This window comes from Streptomyces sp. NPDC058525 (genome assembly GCF_042719495.1).
Lineage (GTDB): Bacteria > Actinomycetota > Actinomycetes > Streptomycetales > Streptomycetaceae > Streptomyces.
The window spans coordinates 4547-17112 of sequence record NZ_JBHXNP010000059.1; the positions used below are offsets into that span (position 1 = coordinate 4547).

Genomic DNA, 12566 nt, shown 5'->3' on the forward strand with positions numbered 1-12566 from the left:
GAGCCGGAGCGGAGGGTAGGGGTCGCCCGAGGAACGAGGGCGGCACCTGCCCGCAGCGGTGGCGAGGCTCAGCGCGACCGAAGAAACGAGCGGCTGAGCTGAGCCGGAGCGGAGGGTAGGGGTCGCCCGAGGAACGAGGGCGGCACCTGCCCGCAGCGGTGGCGAGGCTCAGCGCGACCGAAGAAACGAGCGGCTCAGCTAGTTCGGGTCCTAGGCGCCGCAAGGGATCCTTCTTGATCCCTTGCGGCGTACTGACGGCGAATCTAACCCCGTCGCGGCCGACCTGTGACCGAATCTCCCCCAGGATGTGACCTATCTCCTGGGGGATCGGCATTTGTGCAGGTCAGACGATATGCGGACCGGACCTTCGGGACGAAAGGCCTGTCCAATTCATGACGTAATGCACTGCATGCCATTCCCAGGTCGGGTCAAGCTGATGTAGGAAGTCGGGGGATCGAATCAATCAGGAGTTAGTCAGTGAGCGCCATGTCTCTTGCCCTGCTGCTGACCACGGCCGCTGCCACGGCCGTGGGCGCTGCTGCGCTGCACGCCGTCCACGGTCTGCGTAAGCAGGTCACGGCCCTGCGCAGCGAGCTGGCGATGCCGGTCCACCCTCGCGGTGCGACCGTGCCCCACGCCCGCAGCGCCGTGCAGTCCCCCGCCGCCGAGATACGAGCCGCCGTGGCCGAGGCCCTCGCCGAGGAGCGCGAGCGCGAGCTGGCCGAGGCGCGGGCCTTCTGGGCCGCCCAGGAGGCCCGTGACGCCGCCGACGCCTCTCCGCGCCTCGCCGGGGAGACTCCCGGCGCCCTGCTGGGCGGTCTGCCCGGCCTGGGCGAGGACAGCCCGGTCTTCCTGCCCCGGCAGGCCGACCTGGTGGGTCTGGAGCCGGTGCTGGGCGAGGACGCGGCCGACGACTACCCGGAGGATTCGGCCGAGCTGGCCGCCGCCCGCCGGCGCCACCCCTCGCACCCCGACTTCGTACCGGTCCAGCCGCACCCCGGCGCGGACCACGAGCGCACCGTCAGCCGCCTCGAGGAGCTCGCCGAGGCCCGTACGGCCCTCGCGGACGTCCGCCCCGGCCCGCTGGGCACCCTGGACGTGTACGTCTTCACGGACGGCACCACGCTCTGCATGACCCCCGGACACCGGGAGACGGCGGAGCGGCTCGCCGAGGCCCTGCGTTCGGGCACCGCGCCGGTACTGCTGGGCGGCTCGGGCATCTCCGGCGCCTACGCGCTCACCTTCTCCTGCGGCGACGCCGAGGACCCGGACAGCAACGTCTACATCCTCGCGGACCGCGTCATCGCGTCGCTCTGACTTCCGCCCGCTCCACCAGCCGCACGGCCTCGTCCAGCATCCCGGACGGGGCCTTCGCGCTGTCCGGCTCCCGTACGGAGCGCAGCGCCTCGGCGAGGTCCCGCCCGGCCACGGCCACCTGGTCCCCGACGACGAAGATCCCCGCGTCCGGCATCTCCCGAGGCGGGAGGCCCTCCAGGCGGCGCGCCCGCGCCGCGAGCTCCCGGGCCAGCTCCAGCCCCGCGGCCGCGGCTCCCTGCCGGAGGCGGCTCTGCGGCGCGGCCCGCAGCCGGTCGGCGAAACGTTCCACGGCGGCGGTCAGGGGCGAAGTATCAAGCACCCGGCCGACCTTACGCGCCGTCCCGGCACCATTGCCAACGGGCGAACTCTCCGGCACGGTGGCGTGAAGAGAACAGCACGGCAATCCCTCCGGAGGCGCCCATGTCCGTAGAGTTCTCCGAGCAGACACACCGGAACATGATCGACAGAATCCCCCAGGCCACCGGTCGTGAGCTCTCCGACTGGCTCCGTACCGTGGACGAAGGCCCCTCCCTCGTCCGCTTCGAGGAGAAGGTCAGCTGGCTGCGCGGCGCGCACGAGCTGTCCTACGGCCAGGCCAAGGCGATCATCCACGAGTACGACCTGCGCAGAGCCGCCCGCCGCTTCGGCTGAGCTCCCCCACGATCCCTGTCCCCCCGAACGCGGGAAGGCCCCGCGAGCAGCTGCTCGCGGGGCCTTCCCCATGCTGTGGACGGACGGCCCGCGGACGGGCCGTGCACGTGCCGTGGCGGCAGCCCGAGGGGGCTGCCGGTCCTGCTAGTCGTCGCCCGAGAGGATCTGGAAGATGCGGAGCATCTCGAGGTAGATCCACACCAGGGTCAGCGTCAGGCCGAAGGCGGCCAGCCAGGCCTCCTCGCGCGGGGCGCCGTACGCCAGGCCGTCCTCGACCTGCTTGAAGTCCAGGGCGAGGAAGCACGCACCGAGGATGACGCCGATGGCGCCGAACAGCAGGCCGAGGCCGCCGCTGCGGAAGCCGAGGCCGTCACCGCCGCCGAAGATCGCGAACAGCGAGTTGGCGACCATGAGCAGGATGAAGCCCATGGCGGCGGCCATCACGAAGCCGGTGAAGCGCCGGTTGACCCGGATCCAGCCCATCTTGTAGGCGAGGAGCACGGCGGCGAAGACGCACATCGTGCCCATCACGGCCTGGATGACGACACCCGGGCTCAGGTAGGTGCTGGTGGCCGCGCTGATGACGCCGAGGAAGACACCCTCCAGCGCCGCGTACCCCAGGATCAGGGCCGGGACGGGCTTGCGCTTGAAGGACTGGACCATGGCCAGGACGAACGCGACGAGGGCCGCGCCGATGCCGATGCCGTACGACTTGCCCAGGTTGGCCGGGTCGACCGGCAGCAGGATCCAGGACAGGGTCGCCGTCAGGATGAGCACACCGAGCGTCATGCCCGTGCGGCTCACGACGTCGTCCATGGTCATCGCATTGGCACGCACCGGCGCCTGCGGCATGCCCGTGGCCGGGTCGGTCGCATACGGGTTCGTCGCATACGGGTTGGTCGCGGTCCCGGCCTGCTGGTGCTGCGCGTCAAACCCCGCGTAGCCACCGTTGTCGCGGCTGAACCCCCGTCGCGAGAAGACCGGGTTACTGCTCCTCATCTCACTCCTCCATGGCCACCGAGCGCGGCCTTGCATCAAGAGTAATGCGCTCGCAAAGAAAGCACCCTACTGCTGGAGGAGGATCTTAGGAGAAGGCACGGCAAAGCGCAGGGGATAAAGGGACCGGCCCGCGCGGCCTACGGAGTGCCCGGAGCCGGACTCGAACCGGCACGGCCCGAAGGCCAGCGAGGTTTAAGCTCGCCGTGTCTGCATTCCACCATCCGGGCAGGGCGTGGCGGCCCCCGTGGAAAAAGCCTTGAACGCTGCGCCGAGCCTATCCGGAACGACCTCGCCGACAACGGGGCGTCTATCCGATGTTGTCTGATTTTATTGGCGCTTGAGGGGTCGTCAGGCCCGAGAACGCACGGTCGGCCCGTTCTGGGAGACGATCATCCCCGAGCTGGGAATGACGGGATTTCGATGGCCCGCCACGGGCCCGCGCCACCCCGCGCGCCACCCGCTCCGCCACCCCGCGCCTCCACCCGGTCGTCAGGGCCCTGTCATACCAGAGGAGGAGACGGACGAGCCCCCGGTCAGACTCCAGTGGGCCAGTGAACGGGCACCTCGGCTGATCCCTGGCGGGGGTGGGCACGGCGACGATGGAAGCGTCCCGCAGACGGACGGCCCGCAGCCGTTCTCCCAGCCCCGCCCCGACAGGAGTCGCTTCCGTGACCACCACGAACTACGCCCCGCACACCACCCAGGCCGTGGCCGCCCGCGCCACCGGCCTCTCCAAGGTGTACGGCCAGGGCGAGACCCAGGTGGTCGCCCTGGACAACGTGTCCGTCGACTTCGCGCAGGGCCAGTTCACCGCGATCATGGGCCCCTCGGGCTCCGGCAAGTCGACGCTGATGCACTGCGTCGCCGGCCTGGACACCTTCTCCGCCGGCTCCGTGCGCATCGGCGACACCGAGCTGGGCTCCCTCAAGGACAAGCAGCTCACCCAGCTGCGCCGGGACAAGATCGGCTTCATCTTCCAGGCCTTCAACCTGCTGCCGACCCTGACCGCCCTGGAGAACATCACGCTCCCCATGGACATCGCCGGCCGCAAGCCCGACAAGCAGTGGCTGGACGCGGTGATCAGCATGGTCGGCCTCTCCGAGCGCCTCTCCCACCGCCCCACCCAGCTCTCCGGCGGCCAGCAGCAGCGCGTGGCCGTGGCCCGCGCCCTGGCCTCCCGCCCCGAGATCATCTTCGGCGACGAGCCCACCGGAAACCTGGACTCCCGCTCCGGCGCCGAGGTCCTGGGCTTCCTGCGCAACTCCGTCCGCGAGCTCGGCCAGACCGTCGTGATGGTCACCCACGACCCGGTCGCCGCCTCCTACGCGGACCGCGTCATCTTCCTCGCCGACGGCCGGATCGTCGACGAGATGATCAGCCCCAGCGCGGACGGCGTACTGGACCGCATGAAGGCGTTCGACGCCAAGGGCCGCACCAGCTGACCCGGGGTCTCCCCGAAGCCCTCCACCAGACTTCCAGCCCCAGGACTGAGACCCCCATGTTCCGTACCGCCCTGCGCAACGTGCTCGCGCACAAGGCCAGGCTGCTGATGACGGTGCTCGCCGTCACCCTCGGCGTCGCCTTCGTCTCCGGCACCCTCGTCTTCACCGACACCCTCGAGAAGTCCCTCTCCAGCCAGTCCGCCAAGAGCTACGACGGCGTGGCCGTCTCGGTCACCTCGTACGGCCAGAGCCGCGACGAGAGCGGCCAGAAGGAGGGCGAACCGGGGATCAGCCAGGCCACCCTCGACAAGGTCAAGGCCCTCGGAGGCGTCGACTCCGTCTCCGGCCGCGTCTCCGGCTTCGCCGGCGTGGGCGACGAGAACGGCAAGCTGATCGGCTCCGGCTGGTCGAACCGCGGCGCGAACTACACGCCCGTCAAGGACGGCAAGGACCCGCGCTACGCCTTCGTCCAGGGCGCCGGCCCGGTCAAGGCCGACGAGATAGCGCTCGACAAGGCCACGGCCGACGCGGGCTCCTACAAGGTCGGCGACAAGGTCCGCGTCGCCACCAACGGCCCGGTCAAGGAGTACTCCCTCGCCGGCGTCTTCACCACCGAGGACGGCGCCGTCCAGGCCGGCGGCAGCCTGGTGCTCTTCGACACCAAGGTCGCCCAGGAGCTCTACCTCAAGCCCGGCTACTTCCAGGAGCTGTCGGTCGGCGCCAAGGGCGGCGCCTCCGCCGACCAGCTGCTCGCCGAGATCAAGCCGCTGCTCGACGGCAAGAACACCAAGGCGCAGACCGGCGCCGCGCTCGCCGCCGAGCAGGCCAAGGACATCGAGAAGGGCCTGGGCCAGCTGGGCACCATGCTGCTCGTCTTCGCCGGCATCTCGCTCTTCGTCGGCGTCTTCCTGATCTACAACACCTTCACCATGCTGGTCACCCAGCGCACCAAGGAGCTGGCCCTGCTGCGCGCCGTCGGCGCCAACCGCGGCCAGGTCATGCGCTCGGTGCTCGCCGAGGCCCTGGTCGTCGGCGCCGTGTCCGCCGTCGTCGGCCTGATCAGCGGTGTCGGCCTGGCGGTCGCCATGCGCTCCGTGATCGGCTCCTTCGGCGCCAAGCTGCCGGGCGGCGACCTCGTGATCGCCCCGGGCACGATCATCGCGGCCCTGGTCATCGGCATCCTGGTCACCACGGTCGCCGCGGTGCTGCCCGCCTGGCGCACCGGCCGGATCGCCCCGGTCGCGGCCATGGGCAGCGCCCACCTGCCGGCCAGCGCGAAGTCCCTGGTGCTGCGCAACGTCATCGGCTGCGTCATCGGCGTCCTCGCCGTCGGCCTGGTCCTGCTCGGCGTGTCGATGGGCAAGAGCGAGGGCCGCATGGTCATCGGCGCGGGCGCGTTCTTCATCCTCATCGGCCTGATCGTGCTGCTGCCGCTGCTCTCCCGGCCGGTCATCGCCGCCGTCCGCCCGCTGCTCCAGAAGGTCTTCGGGGTCCCCGGCAAGCTGGCCGCGCAGAACGCCGTCCGCAACCCGCGCCGCACCGCCGTCACCGCCGCCTCCCTGGCGATCGGCCTGACCCTGGTCACCACCCTGTCGGTGCTCGGCATCACCGTGGGCCAGGTCGTCGACCGCATGAGCACCGAGAAGCTCAAGGCGGACTACCGGGTCTCCATGGCGGGCGACATGGGCAGCCTGGACAAGTCGGTGGCCGAGACCCTGGCCAAGGCCCCCGGGATCAAGGCCGTCTCCCCGCAGGCCGCGGGCTACTTCATGGTCGGCGAGGACTTCCGGTCCGCCTCCGGCGTCAACCCCGCCACCATCGGCCAGATGCTGAACATCGAGGTCACCGGCGGCTCGCTGGACAGCCTCGGCAAGGGCGAGATCGCGGTCGCCGAGAAGACCGCACAGAAGCAGAACCTGAGCGTCGGCTCCACCCTCGACGTCCGGTACGACGACGGACAGACGGGCTCCCTGAAGGTCGGCGCCGTCTACAAGGACATGGACGGCCTGCTCTCCCCGTACGTCATCGACAACAAGATCCTCAGCGAGCACAGCGAGGAGCAGTACGTCCGCGAGGTGTACGTCAACGTCGACGGCGGGGCCTCCGCGGCCGGCCAGCAGAAGGTCGTCGACGCCCTCGGCAAGAACCCGGCCATCACCGTCGCCACCCAGCAGGACATGCGCAACGAGATGGGCGGCATGATCAACACGATGCTGAACATCATGTACGGCCTGCTCGGCATGGCGCTGGTCATCTCGGTGCTCGGCGTGGTCAACACCCTGGCGATGTCCGTCTTCGAGCGGACGCAGGAGATCGGCATGCTGCGGGCCATCGGCCTGGACCGCGGCCGGGTCAAGAACATGATCCGCCTGGAGGCCGTGGTGATCTCGCTCTTCGGCGCGGTCCTGGGCGTCGCCATCGGCGTCTTCCTCGCCTGGGCCGTCGGCACCACGCTGGCGAACTCCATGCCGAACTACGAGCTGGTCCTCCCGTACGACCGGATCGGCATCTTCCTCCTGCTGGCCGCCGTGGTCGGCGTCCTGGCCGCCATGTGGCCGGCCCGCAGCGCCGCCCGGCTGAACATGCTCACCGCCATCAAGACGGAGTAGCACGCCAGGCCCCCCGACGGGGGACACCGCGGCCGAGGGGCCCGGGGCACACGCCCCGGGCCCCTCGGCCGTTCCGTACCCGCCCGCGGGTACGCGCGCCTACGCGCCCCAGGTGCGCAGCCGCAGCGGCAGCCCGGAGTCGCCGCCCGCGCCGGAGCGCACCGCGAGGACCTGGTTGACCCCGAGCCGGCCGTGCTCGAAGCCGAGCGCGGAGGCCGCCATGTACAGCAGCCACACCCGCGCCCGGCCGGGCGAGGTGAGGCGTACGGCCTCGTCCCAGTGGGCCTGCAGCCGGGACACCCAGGCCCGCAGCGTCAGCGCGTAGTGCTCGCGCAGCGCCTCCACGTCGCGCACCTCGAAGCCGGCCCGCTCCAGCTCGCCGACGGTGCTGCCGAGCGGCGAGAGCTCCCCGTCGGGGAAGACGTACGCGTCGATGAACTCGTCGATCCGGTGCGCCTCTTCGTCGGGCTCCGGGGGCCGGGCGATCTGGTGGTTCAGCAGGCGGCCGCCGGGGCGCAGCAGGGCGTGCAGGGTGCGGGCGTACTCGCGGTAGCGGTCGGAGCCGACGTGCTCGGCCATGCCGATGGACGAAATGGCGTCGTACGGGCCGTCCTTGACGTCCCGGTAGTCCTGGACGCGGATCTCGATCCGGTCGGCCAGGCCCTCCTCCGCGACCCGCTTGCGGGCGTACGCGGCCTGCTCGCGGGAGAGCGTGATGCCGGTGGCATGGACCCCGTACTCCCGGGCCGCGTGCAGGGCCATGGAGCCCCAGCCGCAGCCGACGTCCAGGAGCCGCGCTCCGGGCGTCAGGGCGAGCTTGCGGCAGACCAGGTCGAGCTTGTCGCGCTGGGCCTCCTCCAGGGTGGCCCCGGGGCTCCAGTAGGCGCACGAGTACACCATCGACGGGCCGAGGACGTGCCCGTAGAACTCGTTGCCGACGTCGTAGTGGTGGCTGATGGCCGCGCGGTCGCGGACCTTGGTGTGGACGGCCCCGCTGCGGCGGGGGGCCTCCTCGGGCGGCGGGGCGGGCGCGGGCCACGGCCGGGCCAGCGCGGCGAGGTCGCGTACGGCGGCCCGCGCTGCGGGGTCGCGCAGCAGCTCGAAGGTGCTGGTGGCGCGGGCGAGCCGGGCGTGCTTGACGGGCGCGGTGGGCTCGGTGGCGGGCTCCCGCTCCCAGAGCAGCCCCGCCACCCGGTCCAGCAGTTCGAAGAGGTCGCCCTCGACGGTCAGGTCCCCGGCGACCCAGGCGCGCGCCAGGCCCAGCTCGCCCGGCTTCCACAGCATGCGGCGCAGGGCCCGGCGGTTGGCCAGCACGAGGGTGGGGCCGGTGGGCGAACCGGCCTCGCTGCCGTCCCAGGCCCGTATGCGGACGGGCAGCGGGGAGCCCAGCAGGGTTTCGGCGAGTGCGGCCAGCCGCGGCGCGGCGTCGGTCATCGTAGGCACCTCCAGAAAGCTCCGACGCATCGGCCTACCCATTCCGGGGCCCGGACATGCCGAAGGGGCCGCCCGCACCACGGATGGCGGGCGGCCCCTTCGGGGACGTGCTGGGGGTGTCGCGGTCAGACCCGGGTCAGGAGGCCTTGGCCTTCTGGGCGGGTGCCGCGGCGGCGGCCGGAGCCGGAGCCGGCTTGGCGGCCTCGTAGAACTCCTCGCGGGGGGTCTCCAGCGCACCGAGGGAGACGACCTCGCGCTTGAGGAACATGCCGAGGGTCCAGTCGGCGAAGACGCGGATCTTGCGGTTCCAGGTCGGCATGGCCATGCCGTGGTAGCCACGGTGCATGTACCAGGCGAGCCGGCCCTTGAGCTTGATCTTCATCTTGCCCATGACGATCATCGCGACGCCCTTGTGGAGGCCGAGGCCCGCCACCGCACCCTTGTTGGAGTGCGAGTACTCCGACTGCGGGAAGCCGCGCATGCCGGAGATGACGTTGTCGCCGAGGACCTTGGCCTGGCGCAGCGCGTGCTGGGCGTTCGGCGGGCACCAGGCGTTCTCGATGCCGGCCTTGCGGGAGGCCACGTCCGGGACCTGGGCGTTGTCGCCGGCGGTCCAGATGTAGTCCGTGCCCGTGACCTGGAGGGTCGGCTGGGCGTCCACGTGGCCGCGGGGGCCGAGCGGCAGGCCGTAGCGGGCCAGCACCGGGTTGGGCTTGACGCCGGCGGTCCACACGATGGTGTTGGAGTCGACCTCGAGGCCGTTCTTCAGCACCACGTGGCCGTCCACGCAGGAGTCCATGGAGGTGTTGAGGTAGATCTCGATGCCGCGGGACTCGAGGTGCTCCTTGCCCCAGGTGCCGAGCTTGGGCCCGACCTCGGGAAGGATCTTGTCGGCCGCGTCGACCAGGATGAAGCGCATGTCCTCGCGCTTGATCGTGGCGTAGTACTTCGCGGCGTCGCGGGCCATGTCCTCGACCTCGCCTATGGTCTCCGCGCCGGCGAAGCCGCCGCCGACGAAGACGAAGGTGAGGGCCTTGCGGCGGACGTTCTCGTCCGTCGTGGACTCGGCCTTGTCGAGCTGCTCGAGGACGTGGTTGCGCAGGCCGATGCCCTCTTCGACGCCCTTCATGCCGATGCCCTGTTCGGCGAGGCCGGGGATCGGGAAGGTGCGGGAGACGGCGCCGAGCGCGATCACCAGGTAGTCGAAGGGCAGCTCGTACGCCTCGCCGACCAGCGGCGTGACGACGGCGACCTTGCGGTCCTGGTCGATGCTGGTGACCCGGCCGGTGAGTACCTCTGCCTTGGGCAGCACGCGTCGCAGCGGGACGACGACGTGCCGAGGCGAGATGCTGCCTGCGGCCACTTCGGGGAGGAAGGGCTGGTAGGTCATGTACGAGCGCGGGTCGACGACCGTGACGGTCGCCTCGCCGTAACGCATCTTCTTCATGATGCGCTTGGCTGCGTACAGGCCTACGTACCCACCTCCTACAACGAGGATCCTGGGACGCTCCGTGGTGCTCATGTGAACGAGTATCCAGCACCCGATGGGGTGTCGCTCGTGAGCCCCTTCACAAGGTGACCGAAGGCCTCTGCTACACTCCGCCGCCCACGTGACGGAGGTCATGGCGCGCAACGGGAACCACGGTGTAACGGGAGTCGTTGTTCACCCGTCCTGAACTGGCCTCCAGGCCCTCAACCGGACTGGACCACAGGGCTTCGTCCATACCTCCGACGCGGGACCCGTCGCGTCCGCCGATCGCACGAACGGCCGCGAAAAGGGGCCTGCGGGCCTCGGGAGGGGCCCGAAAGGCCCATCCGTCGGCCCGACAGGCCCCTTTTCCTTGTGAAGAACTTCACGAAGTTCGTGTGGATCACGGGACCAAAGACCCTCTCGGGCCCCTCCCGGGGCCCTTCCGGGCCCCTCCCGAGACCTCTACGGCCCCTCGCGCACCCGCCGTTCAGGCAGCGGACCAGGCGATGCCGTCGAGGATGTCGTGCTCCGAGACGACGACCTCCGAGGCGCCGGTGCGCTCCATGATCGCCAGCAGGACCAGGGCTCCGGCGCCGATCACGTCCACCCGGCCCGGGTGCATCACGGGGATCGCCGCGCGCTCGGCGTGGGTCGAGGTCAGCATGCGCTCGCTGATCTCGCGGACCTGCTCGTAGCCGATCCGGGAGTGGTGGATCCGCGAGGAGACGTACTCCGGCAGGCCGAGGGCGATCCCGGCGACCGTGGTCACCGAGCCGGCCAGGCCCACCAGGGTGCGGGCCTCGGCCAGCGGGACCGTCTCGGCGGCCAGGTCCAGCGCCGCCTCGATGTCGGCCCGTATGGCGGCCACCTGCGCCTCGGTCGGCGGATCGCTGACGACCCCGTCCACCACCAGGTGGCGCTCGGTCATCCGGACGCAGCCCACGTCCACCGAGCGGGCCGCGCGCACGTGCTCGTCGCCGACTACGAACTCGGTCGAGCCGCCGCCGATGTCCACCACCAGGAACGGCCGCTCCAGGTGCTCGTGGGCGACGAGCTCCTTGGTGGCGCCGGTGAAGGAGAACTCCGCCTCCTGCTCCCCGGAGATCACCTCGGGCTCGACGCCCAGGATGTCCAGGACGCCCCGGACGAAGTCGGCGCGGTTCTCCGCGTCCCGGGAGGCCGAGGTCGCCACGAAGCGGATCTTCTCCGCGCCGAGCTCCTTGATGACCGCCGCGTACTCCCGGCAGGCCGCGAAGGTGCGCTCCAGCGCCTCCGGCGCGAGCCGGCCGGTCTTGTCCACTCCCTGGCCGAGGCGGACTACCGTCATCCGCCGGTCCAGCTCGGTCAGCTCACCGGTGGCGGTGTCGCAGTCGGCGACCAGGAGGCGGATGGAGTTCGTGCCGCAGTCGACGGCCGCGACCCGGGTCACGCCGAGGGCTCCTCGTCCGCCTTGCCGCCGCACGGGGTGACGCAGGCGCCCTTGGCCCACCACTCCGGCAACATCGCGATGGCCTCGTCGCCGAGCGGGTTCACGCCCGGGCCCGCCGCCAGCGAGTGGCCGACCAGCACGTGCAGGCACTTGACCCGGTCCGGCATGCCGCCGGCGCTGGGGAAGCCCTGGAGCACCTCGATGGCGTCGCGGCGCCGGATGTAGTCCTCGTGCGCGGCCTGGTAGGCGGCGGCGAGCTCGGGGTCCTCGCCGAGCCGGGCCTGCATCTCCTTCATCACGCCGTTGGCCTCCAGCGTGCCGATCGCGGAGGCCGCGCGCGGGCACGTCAGGTAGTACAGCGTCGGGAAGGGGGTGCCGTCGGGGAGCCGCGGCGCGGTCTCGACCACGTCCGGCTGACCGCAGGGGCAGCGGTGGGCGATGGCGCGCAGCCCGCGCGGCGGGCGGCCGAGCTGCTGCTCGAACGCCTCGATGTCCGCGTCGGTCGGCTCGGTCCGGTCGGTCTGGGGCGGGGGCGTCTGCATGCCTGGAGGAAGTCTCTTCGTTCTCGTGGATGGGTACTGCGGTACGGATGCGGTGCGGTGCGGTGTGCGGTACGGATGCGGTGCGGTACGGGTGCGGACCGGCTCAGTCGCCGGGGCGGTCGGCCTTGTCCACTCCGTCCCACACGTTGGAGTACCAGGGGCGGTCGGAGCCGGCCTGGCCGGTCCGGTGCCGCTCGGCCGCCGCCTGGGCCCCCGGGTCGGTCATGATGTAGCCGATCTCCCCCGGGCGCAGGAAGTGCAGGTGCTTGCGCGCCTGCTGCTCCGCGTAGGCGTCGTCCTGCCAGCGGGCCTTCTCGTCGCGGAGCCGCTCCAGGCGCTCCCGCGCGGCGGCCGCGGCCCGCTGCTGCTCCGCGATCTCCGAGCGCTGGGACACGTACTGGCGCATCGGATACGCGAGGGCGACGACCAGGGTACAGAGGACGAGCACCAGGAGCGCGGCGCGGCCGGTGAGCCGGCTGCGGCGGACCTGGCGGCGCGACTGCGAGCGGTAGACATGCGCGGCGGTCCGCTCGCCGAGCTGCTTGAGCCTGGTCGCGGTCGAGAAGGTGGAGAACCGATCCCGGTTCCCGGCCATTGATCCGCCTCCCCTGTGTACGCACTACGCACTACGTCCCCGCACACGGTACGGGACCGAGTGCGGGGACGTACGGA

Annotated in this window: 11 protein-coding genes and 1 tRNA gene; 4 read left to right on the forward strand and 8 right to left on the reverse strand. The window is 71.2% G+C overall.

All coding sequences use genetic code 11. The annotated features are described in order from the left end of the window. Positions 1-486: 486 nt before the first annotated feature. Complete coding sequence (locus tag ACFWP3_RS25415) at positions 487-1317, forward strand: hypothetical protein (protein ID WP_384225224.1); 831 nt, start codon at positions 487-489, stop codon at positions 1315-1317. On the opposite strand, the gene ACFWP3_RS25420 is transcribed toward ACFWP3_RS25415, so the two are convergent. Then, the gene (locus tag ACFWP3_RS25420; protein ID WP_384225132.1) at positions 1301-1636 is read right to left on the reverse strand and encodes a hypothetical protein; all 336 of its coding nucleotides are present in this window, start codon (positions 1634-1636) and stop codon (positions 1301-1303) included. The genes ACFWP3_RS25415 and ACFWP3_RS25420 overlap by 17 nt on opposite strands. 101 nt (positions 1637-1737) lie before the next feature. On the opposite strand from ACFWP3_RS25420, the gene ACFWP3_RS25425 reads away from it, so the two are divergent. Then, on the forward strand, positions 1738-1968 hold the full coding sequence (locus ACFWP3_RS25425) for a DUF4287 domain-containing protein (RefSeq protein ID WP_069920555.1): 231 nt from the start codon (positions 1738-1740) through the stop codon (positions 1966-1968). A 144-nt stretch (positions 1969-2112) separates the two neighbouring features. On the opposite strand, the gene ACFWP3_RS25430 is transcribed toward ACFWP3_RS25425, so the two are convergent. Together ACFWP3_RS25430 and ACFWP3_RS25435 are read right to left on the reverse strand one after the other, a co-directional pair. Further along, positions 2113-2967: a Bax inhibitor-1/YccA family protein gene (locus ACFWP3_RS25430; RefSeq protein WP_384225135.1), complete on the reverse strand. Its 855-nt coding sequence runs from the start codon at positions 2965-2967 to the stop codon at positions 2113-2115. A gap of 145 nt (positions 2968-3112) precedes the next feature. Beyond that, positions 3113-3194: transfer RNA gene (locus ACFWP3_RS25435), tRNA-Leu, on the reverse strand. 441 nt (positions 3195-3635) lie between these two features. On the opposite strand from ACFWP3_RS25435, the gene ACFWP3_RS25440 reads away from it, so the two are divergent. Further along, complete coding sequence (locus tag ACFWP3_RS25440; protein WP_384225138.1) at positions 3636-4409, forward strand: ABC transporter ATP-binding protein; 774 nt, start codon at positions 3636-3638, stop codon at positions 4407-4409. Between the two features lie 56 nt (positions 4410-4465). Next, positions 4466-7018 carry an ABC transporter permease gene (locus tag ACFWP3_RS25445; RefSeq protein ID WP_384225141.1) on the forward strand — a complete coding sequence of 851 codons (2553 nt, stop codon included), beginning with the start codon at positions 4466-4468 and terminating at the stop codon, positions 7016-7018. 99 nt (positions 7019-7117) lie between these two features. Here the strand turns inward: ACFWP3_RS25445 and ACFWP3_RS25450 are convergent, their stop codons facing one another. From ACFWP3_RS25450 to ACFWP3_RS25470, 5 genes are all read right to left on the reverse strand, one after another. Further along, positions 7118-8452 carry a class I SAM-dependent methyltransferase gene (locus ACFWP3_RS25450; RefSeq protein WP_384225143.1) on the reverse strand — a complete coding sequence of 445 codons (1335 nt, stop codon included), beginning with the start codon at positions 8450-8452 and terminating at the stop codon, positions 7118-7120. A gap of 136 nt (positions 8453-8588) precedes the next feature. Beyond that, positions 8589-9974, reverse strand: a complete 1386-nt coding sequence (locus ACFWP3_RS25455; RefSeq protein ID WP_384225145.1) for an NAD(P)/FAD-dependent oxidoreductase — start codon at positions 9972-9974, stop codon at positions 8589-8591. Between the two features lie 436 nt (positions 9975-10410). Next, positions 10411-11352 (reverse strand): exopolyphosphatase, encoded by a 942-nt coding sequence (locus tag ACFWP3_RS25460; protein ID WP_384225148.1) that lies wholly within the window; start codon positions 11350-11352, stop codon positions 10411-10413. Next, entirely contained in the window at positions 11349-11894 is a 546-nt protein-coding gene (locus tag ACFWP3_RS25465) for a DUF501 domain-containing protein (RefSeq protein ID WP_384225151.1), read from the reverse strand. Before ACFWP3_RS25465 ends, ACFWP3_RS25460 begins: the two co-directional genes overlap by 4 nt. A 103-nt stretch (positions 11895-11997) precedes the next feature. Continuing rightward, entirely contained in the window at positions 11998-12489 is a 492-nt protein-coding gene (locus ACFWP3_RS25470; RefSeq protein ID WP_384225154.1) for a septum formation initiator family protein, read from the reverse strand. Positions 12490-12566: the final 77 nt, after the last annotated feature.